Genomic DNA, 16,652 nt, shown 5'->3' on the forward strand with positions numbered 1-16,652 from the left:
CACATCGCTATTATTGCCCTGAGTTAATCACTTGCTTTGTAATATCTCCTGCAAGATCAGCATCGCTTAATTTGAAGAAAATCATTTTTCCTGATTTTTGAATCTCTTGGGTGTTGTATTTAAATTGACTAAATACATCTCCCCATTGATAGCGTACAAAAGTCTCGCCTGATTGTAGATGTCTATTTACCGAATATTCCGTTGCGTAACCTGCCATTTTACCGTTAATTGGACGGTTGGGGGCATCATGAGGAATACGGAACATCGTTGACTCAAGTTTTAAAATGCCATTGATGATACTTGTAGGTTCTTTTAAATGCTCTGAGAAGTAGGTGGCATGAATAAAACGATCTTCAGGGTTAGTGTTACCGCCTGTGCCTAAATTTGTTTGACTCCATTGTTGGGCTTGTTCCCCCCAACCACGCGCTGAGCGTTTAATATTCGCAAGGTGTTGTGCATAGCCTGGTTGATTTGTCATGACGGTATATTGTTTACCATGCCAAATGAGAGGTTTACCATCACGCCATTCAATAATAGCACTATCACCTGTTGGATCTTGGAAGGATAAATGAAGTGCAATGCGGATAGGTATACCTTCAATAAACTCTTCGTTAGGTGCTAACGCGGTAGCAGCTTTTACAACGTCATTCACTGTTTTGTATTGTGACAGCATATGACGAAGGTAAGTAATGGCCCCATTGGTTTGTTTATTATTCGCTTTGCCGAGATCCATCTCGCCGTCATATAAAATATTGCCAGATAGACCTTCAGCATTTATACCATCTATAACAATGCCATAAGCTGTGATACCGGTAACAGCATACTTTGAAGTGACAATATTTTTATCACTAAGGTGGGTTGAATATTCGGTACCAGTAGGAAAGTTTGCTAAATAAGGGTTTGTGGACTCAGACCAATCCATAGTACGAGAAACAAAGACACCATGATCTTCAGTTTGCCAAAGAATTCGGGTACAAGCATTGGCGGAAGATATCATGCTAGAACACGATAGAGTGGTAACTAACGCGAATACTAAAGGTTTTACTTTCATCTACAATATCCATATAGAAATAATTGGTATAGATATATAGTGAAAAACCATTCTTTGTAATGTGGTTATTTGTAACAATGTTTGAAAGGTGAACTAGGTATCAATAAAAAGCCAGTGAAATATCACTGGCTTAATAAATGGAATTATTTAGGATTATGTAAAGAGTCATCGGCACAACAATCGCCTTCAATGCAATGACCATACAAATAAAGGCTATGGTTTGTTAAGCGAACATTGAAACGAGTAGCAATTTCTTTTTGGCGTTGCTCAATGAAATCATCAGAAAACTCGATAACTTTACCACAATCTAGACAAACAAGATGATCATGGTGATGTTGTGTTGCTAATTCAAAGACAGACTTACCACCTTCAAAATGGTGACGAGTAACAATACCTGCATCATCAAATTGGTTTAGTACGCGATAAACGGTTGCTAGACCAATTTCTTCGCCAATATCGATAAGTTTTTTGTACAAGTCTTCAGCACTGATATGTTGGCAATCAGGTTCTTGCAGTACTTCCAAAATTTTAAGGCGTGGAAGAGTAACTTTTAAGCCTGCTTGTTTTAGCGCATGATTATTATCTGACATCAAAATTTCCTATTGGCTATCCGCAAAAATGTTGCAGTAGTCTTTCTAATTTCTATCCATTATAAGTGACGCAACGATAACAATAAACCTTAAAAGTAGTGGAAACTAGGAGATATGTATAATTTCTAGTGTTTGAATATATGTAAAAATTATGTAAACATAAACTCATCGTACCAGATGGGGCTATTCAGATTGTTTGATGTATATAAGCCAAGTGTTGTGAAGTGTGCACTTAATCTATGGCCACCCTTTTGGGGAGCCGGTATTAAGATTATTACGATTAGTGATGATTTTCGCTTTGTTCGTATAAAGTTAAAGCTACGCTGGTGGAATAAGAATGCAAATCGCACGCAATATGGTGGCAGTATTTTCTCACTTACTGATCCAGTTTATTCTTTAATGTTAATGGGAATACTCGGGCGTGAATATTTTGTATGGGATAAGCAGGCGAGTATTAATTTTATTCAACCTGGTGATAGTGATTTAACTGCAGAATTTGTGATTTCAGAGCAATACATTGAAGAAATTAAATTGGCAACTCAAGATGGAGAAAAATATTTTCCTTCTTTTACGGTGAATGTATTAAATAGCCGAGGAGAGTTAGTTTCTCAAGTTGAGCGGACTTTATATGTAAGGAAAAAGCCAGAATATCGAACCTAATTCAATGTGATATTTTGCGTGAAAAGTCTCTTCGATAATAACGAAGTATAAAAAAACGCGCTTAATAAGCGCGTTTTTTTGATGAGATCAATGTGATTAATCAGCCAGTTCAGCTAAGCACATTTCATCATAAATTTGATCAACCCATTGCTTAACACGCTGTGCTGTAAGCTCTGGTTGGCGATCTTCATCAATACATAAACCGACGAAGTGGCTGTCATCAACAAGTGCTTTTGATGCTTCAAATTCAAAGCCTTCCGTTGAGAAGTTACCAACAACAGTTGCACCACGACCTTCAACGATGTCACGTACAGTGCCCATCGCATCACAGAAGTATTCTGCGTAATCTTCTTGGTCACCACAACCAAAGATTGCTACAAGCTTAGTTGAGAAGTCAACTTGCTCTAGCTCAGGGAAAAAGTCATCCCAATCACACTGTGGTTCACCGTAGTACCAAGTAGGAATACCAAGTAGTAGTAGATCAAAATTGTCGATATCTTCTTTGCTGCTTTTTGCGATATCTTTTACTTCAACTAGCTTGTCACCAAGTTGCTTTTGAATCATTTTAGCGACAGCTTCGGTATTACCTGTGTCGCTACCAAAGAAGAGTCCAACGCTTGCCATAGTAGAGATTACCCGTATATAAATAGTTAACTGCTGCATCGCAGTTTACAGAAATCAGTAGAAACGGTGCAATGATAATTACTGTTTACTGACGTTTTGTTTGTTTTTTCGCCTAAACAGTAACATTACCCGCAAGAACCGAGAGGTTAGGTGTTGATATAATCATCATAAGTTACACAATTAACCCTAATAATTAAATCCCAGTACCTTCCCAACTTAGTTGAATAACACCTTTGGCTATAAATCCAGCACAGCCAAGGAATAAGACTAGCCAAACAATTTTTTGTCCAAAGGGAGGAACATTACCTTGTTTTAAGACATCTTTTATTGCCATACCGATAAAGAAAAAAATAGCGGCAAAAACAAGATCCAGCCCAATAGATTCAATTAAGTCCATGTATTCATAAAGCATAACAAATCCTTTTGATATATACCCAAGTAACCTCAAGATACTTGGCTTTTAAAGTCACTGAGGTATATCAATTTGTGAGACTATAGCATAGTTAAAAAAGGTATTTAACACTGTGGTTATGTAATATCTCGTTGTGAGTGAGCATGCTAACAACGAGATAAGTTATGTTGTTTATTTATCAAGAAAGTTTGTGATGATACGAGTAACCGCTTCAGGCTTTTCTGCATGGAGCCAATGCCCAGTATTTGCTACCATATGCGCTTTGGCTTGAGGGAATTGACGCATAATTTCATCCCGATGTTCGGGCATAATATAGTCAGATTCCTGACCTTTAATAAATAATGTTTTACCTTTGAACGGCTCTACAGCAGGCTGCCAATCCATAATGGTGCTGTAGTTGGCAATAATCCCATCAACATTAAATCGCCATTGATAATATTCCCCCTGTTTGGTGAGAGATTTAAGTAGAAATTGTTTAACACCAGCGTCTTCAACATATTGAGCAAGAAATTGTTCGGCTTCACTGCGCTTGGTAATGGTATGTTTATTCACTTCTTGTAAGCCGTTAAACACATTTTGATGGCGATGTGCTTGATAGCTAACCGGAGCCATATCAAGGACAACCAAATGCTCTAAGTGATTTGGTGCTAATGCAGCCAATGCCATGGCTACTTTTCCACCCATTGAGTGACCGATCACTGAAAATTGATCTATATCTAAGTGATTGATCACGTTAAGTACATCCTGTGCCATTTCCTGATAGGTGAAATGATCATTGTGCGGAGATAAACCATGATTGCGAAGATCAACGCTAATTACTTTATAGTTATTTTTCAACGATCTGGCTAAAAGCCCTAGATTAGCGGCACTGCCGAATAAGCCATGGATCAAAATGATCGTTTTTCCATCGCCTTCAACTTGATAATGAAGATTCACTGACTATTTTCTCTAATTAGTTGTGGTATTTACCGTAGAGTATAACCTCGGATCAAGCTATAATCGTAGCCAGATTTTTTAACGGAACGATAATGAATAATACGATGAAGACTATTGAAGTAGACGAAGAACTATATCGTTATATTGCTAGCCAAACTCAACATATTGGTGAAAGCGCTTCTGATATTTTGCGTCGCTTGCTTATGGTGCCTGAAGATCAACAGCAACAGCAGCCTGTTGTGGTAATGCCTGTTCGTCCGAAAGGGATCGTTGTTAGTAAAGATGCTGGCAATGTACCAACGATGGATCGTGTTAAAGAAATGCGAACAGTATTGATCTCTGATGAATTTGCAGCACAAGAAAAAGCAATTGGTCGTTTTATGATGATCTTATCTTCTTTGTATAGCATTGATGCAGATGGTTTTGCTGAAGCTGCTGCAATTAAAGGTCGTACCCGCGTTTACTTTGCTTATGATGAAGAAACACTACTAGCAAGTGGTAAAACGACAAAACCTAAGTCGATTCCATCAACACCATTCTGGGTGATTACAAATACAAATACCGAGCGTAAGCGTCAAATGATTGACCAGCTGATGACTAAGATGGGATTTGGTTCAGATATTATTGATAAGGTATGTGGCGAAATCTAATCGTCAGATATTGAGATCAAATAACAAGGATAAAACTATGGCTATTCATCCTCGTGCTGGGCAACGTGCTCAGCAAGAAGATATGCATAACATTCCAGCACTTATCGCTAATTATTTTCTTATAGAGCCGAGTGCTCAAGATGCATCGCAGCAAGTAGAGTTTGGTACTTCAGGTCATCGAGGAACAGCAGATAAAGGCACATTTAACCAGCATCACATTTGGGCTATTGCACAAGCAGTAGCCGAAGTACGAGCGGCTAATGGAGTGACAGGGCCACTTTTTTTAGGAAAAGATACCCATGCATTGTCAGAGCCTGCTTTTACTTCAACATTAGAAGTACTTGTTGCTAATAATGTTCAAGTTGTTATTCAAGAAGGTAAGGGATATACCCCGACACCTGGCATTTCTCATTCTATCCTTTGTTACAACAAAGCTCATGATGATAAAGCAGATGGTATTGTTATCACGCCATCGCATAACCCCCCTCAAGACGGCGGTATTAAATATAATCCTGTCCATGGTGGCCCAGCTGAAAGTGAATTAACAACAGCTATTGAACGTCGTGCTAATGAAATCATTGCAAATGGTTTGGTTGATGTTAAGCGTGTATCTATTGTTGACGCTTTGGCTTCTCAACTGGTTGTTGAGCAAGATTTAGTCGCGCCGTATGTCGCAGATCTTGTAAATGTTATTAATATGGAAGCGATTCAAAAGTCAGAGCTAAAGTTGGGTGTAGATCCTCTTGGTGGCTCAGGTATTGAATACTGGCGTCAAATTGCCGCATATTATGCGCTCGATCTAACACTTGTTAATGAATCTATTGATCCATCATTTCGTTTTATGTCATTAGATAAAGATGGCGTAGTACGTATGGACTGTTCATCACCATACGCAATGGCAGGGCTACTGGCGTATAAAGATAACTACGATCTAGCGTTTGGTAACGACCCTGATTACGACCGTCACGGTATCGTAACACCTGCAGGTCTAATGAATCCTAATCATTATCTTGCTGTATGTATTGATTACTTATTCCGTCATCGTAATGATTGGGCTAATCAAGTTGCAGTGGGTAAAACATTAGTATCTAGTGCGTTGATTGATCGTGTTGTTGCAGCATTAGGTCGTGAACTCGTTGAAGTACCAGTAGGTTTTAAATGGTTCGTTGATGGCTTATTTAGCGGTAAGCTCGGCTTTGGTGGCGAAGAAAGTGCGGGTGCATCTTTCTTACGTAAAGATGGTACACCTTGGTCAACGGATAAAGACGGTATTTTATTGTGTTTGTTAGCCGCTGAAATTACAGCAGTAACAGGTAAAACGCCGCAAGAGTATTACGAAGAATTAGCCGATAAGTTTGGTCGTTCAGAATATTCTCGTTTGCAAGCTGTCGCGAATAAAGAGCAGAAAGCGGTATTAAGTAAGCTTTCTCCTGAAATGGTTTCAGCTGAAACATTAGCTGGTGAGCCAATCACTGCACGTCTAACTCATGCACCAGGTAATGGTGCTGCGATTGGTGGTTTAAAAGTGACGACTGAAAATGGTTGGTTTGCTGCTCGTCCATCAGGTACAGAAGATATTTACAAGATCTATTGTGAAAGCTTTAAGGGCAAAGAACATCTAGCGCTTATTGAGCAAGAAGCACAGGAAATTGTCAGTAAAGTCTTTGCCGACGCTGGTTTATAACCCCGTTATATGCATAAAGAAAACGCCCACAATGGGCGTTTTTTTATATATGCAGGTTAAGCTATCAATTCACTATTATGCTTTGGCCAGTGATTCGGAACGATAAACCACACCCTGTCTTTTCTATCAACAGCTTGTGTTGGTACGGTAATTTGATCTGGGTCGAGGTATTCATCAAGTTCAGCAAAGGCTGGTGGCGCTATCCACTGTTTTTTCGTCAATGCTTTCAAAACCAGATGTACAGCATCAGACTGATAACACCATAATCCAGTGTTAGCGTTTGGGTTGATATTAATGGTTGAACCTTGCTGTGGGTCAGGCCAAGCATGAAATAATCGCCCCTGCATAATGAGTCGACGTTGGGTTGGTTGTTCATCAAACTTAGCATTAAAGGCATCGTGCTCGCTGAGTGTGAGTTGATGATCAATCATTCTAGCTGTTTTTTTATCCAGATTGTCTTTCGCATTTGGCCCTGGCCAATGATTTTCAAAGGCTAAATAAAATTTGATAGCGACTTCCCAATGTTCAATTTCATTACTCAGCAAGTTTTTAACGAGGAAATCAATAGAGCCAACAGTTTTTTGATTCCAATGAAGTTGAACTTCTTCTTCTAATAGTTCGTAATCCGGGTGATGAACAATCCATTGTTGCCATAGCCATTGATAATAAAAGCCTAGGCGGTGATTACCTATATAAGATTCAATAGGAGGAAGCTGCGCATGACGTTTAAACATTTCAAGCCAAGTATCATTACACACATAATCATATGATGAGATTAAATTTGGCATATTGAGTACGGCGAGATAATCCTTAGTTAATTGTTTATCCTTTTCTTTTTGTAACATTTCTACATAACTCGCTTTTATATGGGCGTATAACACAATTTTGACGGAAAATTACCCAAAAATCTGTAGTAATATTTCATAAACTCAATTAGAGTGGTAAAAGATTTACCATAAAGAGGTTCTGTTATGTACACTCAGTATTCAAAGCTCAATATTACCTTTCGTCGTGTTTTTGTTGTACTAGCAGGATTGCTTTCATTACCTGTTTTGCTTTTATTACCTGTCAATAAACGTACGCGATTGGGCAGTTTCTTACACCGTTATTGGGTACAAACTAGTGCTCAGCCTGTATGGCTAAAAAAAATAGAGCAAGGTTTAAAGTAATTTATATCTATAAATGAAAAGCTGCCATTGGCAGCTTTTTTTATACCATTAATTTGCAGTTAATACAGAGAAAACTCTTAATATAAAGATAGCTTTAGTACACTAATACCATAGTATTAATAAAGATTTTAGTTAGAAGATTAAGGACAACATCAGATGAATAATTTTTCTTTAGAGGCCGAACTCAATGCGTTTCTTTCTCCTCACTTGATCAAAGATTATTGTCCTAATGGGTTACAAGTTGAAGGCAAAGCAGACGTCAAAAAAATTATTACCGGCGTAACGGCTTGTCAGGCTCTGATTGATAGGGCCATTGAAGAAAAAGCAGATGCACTTGTTGTCCATCATGGCTTTTTTTGGAAAGGTGAGGCTGCTGAAATTCGTGGTATGAAATATCGTCGTATTAAAGCCTTGATTGAAAATGGAATTAATTTATATGCTTATCATTTGCCATTAGATGTACATACACAAGTTGGCAATAATGTACAACTTGCACAACGTTTAGATTTAGATATCACTGGTGGTTTAGAGTTAGGTAACCCTCGCTCTGTTGCGATTTATGGTGAGTTAGATCAAGCGATCTCTGGTGAGGATTTTGCTGCAAGAATTGCAATGGCGTTACAACGCGAACCATTACATATCGCACCGAGTTCATCTAATTTAATAAAAAAAGTAGGGTGGTGTACTGGCGGTGGGCAAGATTATATTGAATTAGCTTTTCAGCAAGGCTGTGATGCCTTTATTTCAGGTGAAGTATCGGAAAGAACCACGCATATTGCACGCGAACTAGGTATTCATTATTTTGCTGCAGGTCATCACGCAACAGAGCGTTATGGTGTGAAAGCATTAGGTGAATGGTTAGCACAAGAATACAACTTTGATGTGACGTTTATAGACATTGATAATCCAGTGTAGACTAGCAAGTCTTTCGGTAAATGAAACAAAAAAAAGGTTGAGTATTTAACTCAACCTTTTTATTTATCATTACTTTTTAGAAAATTTATTCGCGCTCATGAAGAGGCTTAAATTCTCTGTATGATTCACCAGTATAAAGCTGACGAGGTCGACCAATACGATTTGTTGGATCACTGTGCATTTCGTTCCAGTGAGCAATCCAACCGATGGTACGAGACATCGCAAAGATCACAGTAAACATTGATACTGGAATACCAATCGCTTTTAAAATAATACCAGAGTAGAAATCTACGTTAGGGTATAATTTCTTACTGACAAAATATTCATCAGAAAGCGCAATACGCTCTAGTTCCATTGCAACATCTAGTAATGGATCTTCAATCTTTAGTTCTTCAAGCACTTCATGACAAGCTTCACGCATAACGGTAGCACGAGGGTCGTAGTTCTTGTAAACACGGTGACCAAAGCCCATTAGGCGGAATGGATCATCTTTATCTTTTGCACGTTCAATGAATTCAGGAATGTTTTCTACATTACCTATTTCTTCAAGCATCTTCAGACAAGCTTCATTAGCGCCACCATGTGCTGGACCCCAAAGAGATGCAATACCCGCTGCAATACAAGCAAATGGATTTGCACCAGAAGAGCCCGCAAGACGGACGGTTGACGTTGAAGCGTTCTGCTCGTGATCAGCATGTAGGGTAAATATTTTATCCATAGCACGCGCAACGACAGGGCTTACTTCATACTCTTCACAAGGTGTTGCAAACATCATGTGAAGGAAGTTTTCCGCGTAATCAAGATCATTACGAGGATAAATAAAGGGTTGTCCGATAGTATACTTATGACACATTGCCGCAAGTGTAGGCATTTTAGATAATAATCTAAATGCTGCAATTTCACGGTGTGTATCGTTGTTAATATCAAGAGAGTCATGATAAAACGCAGATAAAGCACCCACAACACCACACATTACTGCCATTGGGTGTGCATCACGACGGAAGCCATGGAAAAAGCTTGCGATTTGTTCATGCACCATCGTATGGCGTGTAACTGTTGTTCTAAACTGCTCGTATTCAGCTCGGGTAGGGACCTCACCGTATAACAATACAAAACAAACTTCTAAATAGTCTGCGTTATTGGCTAATTGATCAATCGGGAAACCTCGATGAAGCAAGATTCCTTCTTCGCCATCAATGTATGTAATTTGAGATTCACACGAGGCTGTTGCTAGAAAACCTGGGTCAAATGTAAAAAAGCCGTTTGCGCCAAGTTTACGCACATCAATTACATCTTGGCCCTCAGAGCCCCCGATAATCGGCAGTTCGATAGGTGCTTTCCCTTCAATATGAAGAGTAGCTTTCTTATCTGCCATAACAATCTCCTTTGCTATTTTTATAATCCTAATCCAATGCGGATGTGCATTTGTTGTACCGCTAGGCGCAACCTTTGTCAATTATTGTGCTTCTTTGTGTGCGCTTGTTAATAACTTTTAATCAAAAAGTATGATTTTATGAGAATCGTGTTTGACATCATGTAACTGGGTTTGTTTTTGAATGTTACGGGGCGTATAGTGAGGCTAGGTCTCTGGTTATACTACCCGCCAGGATTTTACAAACATGCTGTCATTTATTTTTAAGAGTTAGGTAATGGCGTTTATAACGTCTGCTCAACATAATAATAACCTAATATTGAATTTTTGTTGCACTTGTTTGTTGGCTTGTACGTATATCTCAGAGAATTTAATAAAAAAATAAATTGCTTCAATGGAGCTGAGTGGGCAAACCGTGAAAGTAAAAAAGCCAAGACCTGTCAATCTCGACCTACAAACGATTCGCTTTCCGCTAACTGCGATAGCGTCAATCCTACACCGCGTTTCAGGTGTGATTACATTCGTATCCCTTGCCATCTTGCTATGGCTGCTAAACCTATCTCTATCTTCTCCTGAAGGTTTTACATCGGCCGCCAGTGTTACTGATGGCTTTTTTGTGAAATTTATCCTGTGGGGAGTACTGACCGCATTGTTTTATCACATTGTTTTAGGTGTCCGTCATTTATTGATGGATTTAGGTTATTTCGAAGAAATGGACACAGGCATTGCAAGTACCAAAATTAGTTTTGCAATTGTCGCTGTACTAGCAGTATTTGCAGGAGGCTTAGTATGGTAACTAACGTATCTTCCGTCGGCCGTAATGGTATACACGATTTTATTTTGATCCGCGCTACAGCGATCATTTTGACCCTTTACACCGTATATATGGTCGGTTTCTTTGCGTTTGGCCCAGAGCTAACATTTGAAACTTGGAGTGCATTCTTCAATCAAATCAGTACCAAAGTTTTTACGATGTTAGCTTTGGTTTCCATTCTTGTTCATGCTTGGATTGGTTTGTGGCAAGTGTTAACAGACTACATTAAACCTGCCGTTTTAAGAGTGGGATTGCAGTTTGTTGTTGTAGCCATTCTTTTTGTTTACCTATTTGCGGGTTTCTTCATTGTGTGGGGTGTGTAAGTGAGCATTGCAGTTCGTGAGTTTGATGCCGTTGTTATCGGTGCAGGTGGTGCGGGTATGCGCGCCGCATTACAAATTTCAGAGCAAGGACTAAAATGTGCCTTGCTATCAAAAGTGTTCCCTACGCGCTCTCATACTGTATCTGCGCAGGGCGGTATTACTGTTGCGCTGGGTAATTCACACCCAGATAATTGGCAATGGCATATGTATGACACAGTAAAAGGCTCTGATTACATTGGTGATCAGAACGCTATTGAATACATGTGTCAGAATGGCCCTAAGTCAGTTATTGAGTTAGAAAAAATGGGGCTACCGTTTTCGCGTTTTGATAACGGTACTATCTATCAACGCCCATTCGGTGGTCAATCTAAAGAGTTTGGTGGTGAACAAGCCGCGCGTACAGCCGCTGCTGCTGACCGTACTGGTCACGCCTTACTTCATACTCTTTATCAGCAAAATATTAAGCATCAAACGACGATTTTTTCGGAGTGGTATGCGTTAGATTTAGTAAAAAACCAAGATGGTGCAATTCTAGGTTGTACTGCTTTGTGCATGGAAACTGGCGAGATTTGTTACTTCAAATCTAAAGCTACTATTCTCGCAACGGGTGGTGCTGGTCGTATTTACGCTTCAACAACAAATGCTCATATTAACACTGGAGACGGTGTTGGTATGGCGCTTCGTGCAGGCGTTCCAATGCAAGATATGGAAATGTGGCAATTCCACCCAACAGGTATTGCTGGCGCGGGTGTGCTGGTAACGGAAGGTTGTCGTGGTGAAGGTGGTTATCTTTTAAATAAAGATGGCGAACGCTTCATGGAGCGTTATGCACCGAATGCTAAAGATTTAGCTGGTCGTGACGTAGTTGCGCGTTCAATGATGGTTGAGATCCGTGAAGGTCGTGGTTGCGATGGCCCATGGGGACCACACATTAAACTGAAGCTGGATCATTTAGGAAAAGATGTACTTGAATCGCGTCTACCAGGTATTTGTGAATTATCGCGAACCTTTGCCCATATTGATCCTGTTAAAGAGCCGATTCCAGTTATTCCAACTTGTCATTACATGATGGGTGGGGTGCCGACTCAGGTTTCAGGCCAAGCCCTTAAGCAAACGGCATCAGGGGTTGATCAAGAAGTACAAGGTCTGTTTGCTTGTGGTGAGATCGCCTCAGTATCTGTACATGGTGCTAATCGTTTAGGTGGTAACTCATTACTTGATCTGGTGGTCTTTGGTCGTGCAACTGGTTTACATCTGGGTGAAACTTTAGCGGCACAAGCAGAAGCACGTCCTGCAACGGATTCTGATATTGAAGCATCGCTTGCACGAGTAAACCGTTGGAACACTACGCAAAAAGGTGAAGATCCTGTTCAAATTCGTAAAGATCTTCAAAGCTGTATGCAAAACAACTTCTCGGTATTCCGTGAAGGTGATGCGATGGCAACGGGTCTTACAGAGCTAAAAGAAATTCGTGAACGTTTAAAATATGCGCGTTTAGATGACACTTCTTCTGAGTTTAATACACAACGTATTGAATGTTTAGAACTTGAAAACTTAATGGAAACAGCAATGGCAACGGCAGTAGCGGCTAACTACCGTACTGAAAGTCGTGGTGCTCATGCTCGTTTTGACTTCCCTGAGCGTGATGATGCTAATTGGTTATGTCACTCTATTTACAACCCTGAGACAGAAGCTATGTCTAAGCGTGATGTAAATATGTCGCCAGTTCATCGTGAAGCTTTCCCGCCGAAAGCACGTACTTACTAAGGGAGGATAGATAAGATGAAACTCAACTTCTCAATATATCGCTATAACCCTGATGTGGACAATGCACCACATATGAAAGGGTATACCTTAGAAGTGCCTGAAGGCTCAGACATGATGGTACTTGATGCACTTATTCTGTTAAAAGAGCAAGATTCTACGCTGTCTTTCCGTCGCTCATGTCGTGAAGGTGTGTGTGGTTCTGATGGCATTAACATGAATGGTAAAAATGGTTTAGCGTGTATTACACCATTATCGGCTTTAATGGATAAGAGCACGATTGTTATCCGCCCTTTACCGGGGTTACCAGTTGTTCGTGATCTTATTATCGACATGGAACAGTTCTATACCAATTATGCAAAAGTAAAACCTTTCTTAATTGATGATGGAGCTGTGCCACCGGCACGTGAAAACCTCCAAGCGCCTGAAGATCGTGCGCAGTTAGATGGTTTGTACGAATGCATTATGTGTGCATGTTGCTCAACATCATGCCCATCATTTTGGTGGAACCCTGATAAATTTATTGGACCAGCAGGCTTATTGGCAGCATATCGATGGTTAATTGATAGTCGTGATACAGCAACAGATGAACGATTATCAAATCTTGATGATGCATTTAGTGTTTTTCGTTGCCATGGCATAATGAACTGTGTAAATGTTTGTCCTAAAGGACTAAATCCAACAAAAGCGATTGGTCACATTAAATCTATGCTGCTAAAACGCGCAGTATAAAAATATAATATCGATATGCTGGTGATATTAATTCAATGAATGAGTGATTGAACCAGCCTTAATGCTCAGATTGTAAAATCGGTGCGAACGGCGATAACTAGTGGTTAAGGGAAAATAATGCAGAACGGCGTTATGAAGGCATGGCTTGAGTCTTCACATTTAGCTGGCGCCAATGCGACTTACGTAGAAGATCTCTACGAGTTGTATCTTAGCGACCCAGAATTAGTTGACGAGCAATGGCGTGATATTTTTGTTGAGTTACCAGTAGTCAATGAGACTGCAGTAGAGCAACCTCATTCACGTGTTCGTGATTATTTCCGACGTTTAGCGAAAGAAACCAACTTTTTAAGTGCTACCGTCAGTGATCCAGATGTAGATGCGAAACAAGTAAAGGTATTGCAGCTTATTAATGCATACCGCTTCCGTGGGCATCAAAATGCAAAACTTGATCCATTAGGATTATGGCAGCGTGATTTAGTTCCAGATCTTGATCCGGCATTCCATAATCTTACTGATGAAGATTTTAATGAAACATTTAACGTAGGCTCATTTGCTGTTGGTCAAGAGACCATGAAGCTTTCTGAAATTTATGCTGCGTTAAAGAAAACATACTGTGGCTCTATTGGTGCAGAATACATGCACATTACGGATACTGAAGAAAAGCGTTGGATCCAACAACGTCTTGAATCAGTAATGGGGCACGGTTCCTTCTCGCAAGAAGAGCAACTTTCATTTCTTGATGAATTGACTGCAGCTGAAGGTCTTGAGCGTTATTTAGGCGCGAAATTTCCTGGTGCTAAGCGATTCTCATTAGAAGGCGGTGATGCGCTTATTCCAATGATGAAAGAGCTGATCCGTCACGCTGGCTCTCAAGGTGTACGTGAAGTTGTTATTGGTATGGCTCACCGTGGTCGCCTAAACATGCTGGTTAATGTGTTAGGTAAAAAGCCACAAGACTTATTTGATGAGTTTGCCGGTAAGCACGGCGAAAGTTGGGGGACGGGTGATGTTAAATATCACCAAGGTTTCTCAGCAGACTTTGCAACACCTGGTGGCGATGTTCACCTTGCTCTTGCCTTTAACCCATCTCACCTTGAAATTGTAAATCCAGTTGTTGTGGGCTCTGTTCGCGCTCGTCAAGATCGCTTAGGTGATGATACCGGCTCTAAAGTATTACCTATTACATTACATGGTGATTCTGCTATTGCTGGACAAGGTGTCGTTGCTGAGACGTTCAATATGTCTCAAGCGCGTGGTTATGGGGTTGGCGGTACTATTCGTATTGTCGTTAATAACCAAGTAGGCTTTACTACATCGAATCCAAGTGATACTCGTTCAACAGAATACTGTACTGATATCGCCAAGATGGTGCAGTCACCGATCTTCCACGTTAATGCTGATGATCCTGAAGCGGTTGCTTTTGTAACACGACTTGCGTTTGATTTCCGAAATGAGTTTAAACGTGATGTTGTTATTGATTTGGTTTGTTATCGCCGTCATGGTCACAATGAAGCGGATGAGCCGAATGCAACTCAGCCTCTTATGTATCAGAAGATTAAAAAGCATCCTACACCACGTAAGATTTATGCAGATTATCTGACTGATACTGGCGTATTTGGTTTAGATACGGCAACAAGTTTAGTCAATGAATATCGCGATGCGTTAGATCGTGGTGAGTGTGTGGTAAAAGAATGGCGTCCAATGAATCTTCATTCTGTTGATTGGGCACCGTATTTGGGTCATGACTGGACAGCTGATTGGAATAACAAAGTTCCTGTTGAGCGTTTAAAAGAGTTAGGTGCTCGTCTTTGTCAATATCCAGATAGCCATGTTTTACAGAGTCGTGTTCAGAAGCTGTACAACGATCGCGTCGCTATGATTGCAGGTGATAAAGCGTTTGATTGGGGTATGGCTGAAACATTGGCTTATGCCACATTAGTTGACGAAGGTAATCGAATTCGTATTACAGGACAAGATTCTGGTCGTGGTACATTCTTCCATCGTCATGCTGTACTGCATAACCAAGAAGATGCAAGTACTTATGTGCCGTTAGCTAATCTTCACAATGGACAAGGTCCATTTGAAGTGATTGATTCTGTGTTATCTGAAGAAGCAGTATTAGCCTTTGAATACGGTTATGCGACAGCTGAGCCTAGTGGCTTGACGGTATGGGAAGCGCAATTTGGTGACTTTGCCAACGGTGCTCAAGTCGTTATTGATCAGTTTATCAGTTCTGGTGAGCAGAAGTGGGGACGTATGTGTGGTTTAACTATGCTGCTACCACATGGTTATGAAGGTCAAGGTCCAGAGCACTCATCCGCACGCTTAGAGCGTTATTTACAATTGTGTGCTGAGCAAAATATGCAAGTCGTTGTACCATCAACACCTGCACAGGTTTACCACATGATCCGTCGTCAAGTGGTTCGCCCAATGCGTCGACCATTAATTGTAATGTCGCCAAAATCATTGCTACGTCATCCGTTATGTACGTCTACATTAGATGATTTAGCAAACGGAACGTTCTTACCTGCGATTGCTGAAGTTGATGATTTACCACCAAATAAAGTGAAGCGTGTGGTGTTCTGTTCAGGTAAAGTTTATTACGATTTACTGGAACAACGCCGTAAAAATGAACAAGAGGATGTGGCGATTGTTCGTATCGAGCAACTGTATCCATTCCCGAAAGAAGACGTTGAAGCTGCAATTGCTGAATATAAGCACGTAACTGATTTTGTTTGGTGTCAAGAAGAGCCACAAAACCAAGGCGCGTGGTATTCAAGTCAACATAACTTCTACTCTGCGTTACCTGTCGGTGCGCGTTTAAGTTATGCCGGACGTCCAGCATCAGCCTCACCGGCGGTAGGTTACATGTCGGTGCATTTGAAACAACAAAAAGCACTTGTAGAAGATGCTTTAACAATTGCTCCTCAAGAGCAAAATAATAATTAGAACTGGA

Annotated in this window: 17 protein-coding genes; 10 read left to right on the plus strand and 7 right to left on the minus strand. The window is 40.3% G+C overall.

From position 1 onward, the window contains the following. Nucleotides 1-10 precede the first annotated feature (10 nt). Complete coding sequence (locus I3259_RS10950) at nt 11-1,051, minus strand: linear amide C-N hydrolase (protein WP_238029654.1); 1,041 nt, start codon at nt 1,049-1,051, stop codon at nt 11-13. Between the two features lie 143 nt (nt 1,052-1,194). Further along, entirely contained in the window at nt 1,195-1,641 is a 447-nt protein-coding gene (fur, locus tag I3259_RS10955; protein WP_238029655.1) for a ferric iron uptake transcriptional regulator, read from the minus strand. 192 nt (nt 1,642-1,833) lie between these two features. Here fur and I3259_RS10960 point away from each other — a divergent pair, with 192 nt between their 5' ends. Further along, nucleotides 1,834-2,301, plus strand: a complete 468-nt coding sequence (locus I3259_RS10960; protein ID WP_238029656.1) for a DUF4442 domain-containing protein — start codon at nt 1,834-1,836, stop codon at nt 2,299-2,301. Nucleotides 2,302-2,397: 96 nt separating this feature from the next. Here the strand turns inward: I3259_RS10960 and fldA are convergent, their stop codons facing one another. The 3 genes from fldA to I3259_RS10975 all read right to left on the minus strand — a co-directional run bounded on the left by fldA (nt 2,398) and on the right by I3259_RS10975 (nt 4,273). Then, complete coding sequence (fldA, locus tag I3259_RS10965; RefSeq protein ID WP_238029657.1) at nt 2,398-2,925, minus strand: flavodoxin FldA; 528 nt, start codon at nt 2,923-2,925, stop codon at nt 2,398-2,400. 193 nt (nt 2,926-3,118) lie between these two features. Next, nucleotides 3,119-3,337 carry a DUF2788 domain-containing protein gene (locus tag I3259_RS10970; protein WP_238029658.1) on the minus strand — a complete coding sequence of 73 codons (219 nt, stop codon included), beginning with the start codon at nt 3,335-3,337 and terminating at the stop codon, nt 3,119-3,121. Between the two features lie 171 nt (nt 3,338-3,508). Next, nucleotides 3,509-4,273, minus strand: coding sequence for an alpha/beta fold hydrolase (locus I3259_RS10975; protein ID WP_238029659.1), 765 nt, complete (start codon nt 4,271-4,273; stop codon nt 3,509-3,511). Between the two features lie 104 nt (nt 4,274-4,377). On the opposite strand from I3259_RS10975, the gene seqA reads away from it, so the two are divergent. Both seqA and pgm read left to right on the plus strand, forming a co-directional pair. Continuing rightward, nucleotides 4,378-4,923, plus strand: a complete 546-nt coding sequence (seqA, locus tag I3259_RS10980; protein ID WP_238029698.1) for a replication initiation negative regulator SeqA — start codon at nt 4,378-4,380, stop codon at nt 4,921-4,923. Between the two features lie 37 nt (nt 4,924-4,960). Further along, nucleotides 4,961-6,607 carry a phosphoglucomutase (alpha-D-glucose-1,6-bisphosphate-dependent) gene (pgm, locus tag I3259_RS10985; RefSeq protein ID WP_238029660.1) on the plus strand — a complete coding sequence of 549 codons (1,647 nt, stop codon included), beginning with the start codon at nt 4,961-4,963 and terminating at the stop codon, nt 6,605-6,607. 56 nt (nt 6,608-6,663) lie between these two features. On the opposite strand, the gene I3259_RS10990 is transcribed toward pgm, so the two are convergent. Then, entirely contained in the window at nt 6,664-7,452 is a 789-nt protein-coding gene (locus I3259_RS10990) for a DUF1853 family protein (protein ID WP_238029661.1), read from the minus strand. Nucleotides 7,453-7,578: 126 nt separating this feature from the next. On the opposite strand from I3259_RS10990, the gene I3259_RS10995 reads away from it, so the two are divergent. Both I3259_RS10995 and I3259_RS11000 read left to right on the plus strand, forming a co-directional pair. Beyond that, nucleotides 7,579-7,776, plus strand: a complete 198-nt coding sequence (locus I3259_RS10995) for a DUF2517 family protein (protein WP_238029662.1) — start codon at nt 7,579-7,581, stop codon at nt 7,774-7,776. Nucleotides 7,777-7,932: 156 nt separating this feature from the next. Then, nucleotides 7,933-8,691: a Nif3-like dinuclear metal center hexameric protein gene (locus tag I3259_RS11000; RefSeq protein ID WP_238029663.1), complete on the plus strand. Its 759-nt coding sequence runs from the start codon at nt 7,933-7,935 to the stop codon at nt 8,689-8,691. Between the two features lie 85 nt (nt 8,692-8,776). Here the strand turns inward: I3259_RS11000 and I3259_RS11005 are convergent, their stop codons facing one another. Further along, a complete protein-coding gene (locus I3259_RS11005; RefSeq protein WP_238029664.1) occupies nt 8,777-10,066 on the minus strand; it encodes a citrate synthase in 1,290 nt (429 codons plus the stop codon). Nucleotides 10,067-10,457: 391 nt separating this feature from the next. Between I3259_RS11005 and sdhC the strand changes: the two genes are divergently transcribed. From sdhC to sucA, 5 genes are all read left to right on the plus strand, one after another. Then, a complete protein-coding gene (sdhC, locus tag I3259_RS11010) occupies nt 10,458-10,859 on the plus strand; it encodes a succinate dehydrogenase cytochrome b556 subunit (protein WP_238029665.1) in 402 nt (133 codons plus the stop codon). Further along, nucleotides 10,853-11,200, plus strand: a complete 348-nt coding sequence (gene sdhD, locus I3259_RS11015) for a succinate dehydrogenase, hydrophobic membrane anchor protein (RefSeq protein WP_238029666.1) — start codon at nt 10,853-10,855, stop codon at nt 11,198-11,200. Before sdhC ends, sdhD begins: the two co-directional genes overlap by 7 nt. Further along, nucleotides 11,201-12,967, plus strand: coding sequence for a succinate dehydrogenase flavoprotein subunit (gene sdhA, locus I3259_RS11020; RefSeq protein ID WP_238029667.1), 1,767 nt, complete (start codon nt 11,201-11,203; stop codon nt 12,965-12,967). Between the two features lie 15 nt (nt 12,968-12,982). Further along, on the plus strand, nt 12,983-13,696 hold the full coding sequence (locus tag I3259_RS11025; protein WP_005370542.1) for a succinate dehydrogenase iron-sulfur subunit: 714 nt from the start codon (nt 12,983-12,985) through the stop codon (nt 13,694-13,696). Nucleotides 13,697-13,813: 117 nt separating this feature from the next. Next, on the plus strand, nt 13,814-16,645 hold the full coding sequence (sucA, locus tag I3259_RS11030) for a 2-oxoglutarate dehydrogenase E1 component (protein ID WP_238029668.1): 2,832 nt from the start codon (nt 13,814-13,816) through the stop codon (nt 16,643-16,645). Nucleotides 16,646-16,652: the final 7 nt, after the last annotated feature.

This window comes from Photobacterium sp. Ph5 (assembly GCF_022129445.1).
Taxonomy (GTDB): domain Bacteria; phylum Pseudomonadota; class Gammaproteobacteria; order Enterobacterales; family Vibrionaceae; genus Photobacterium.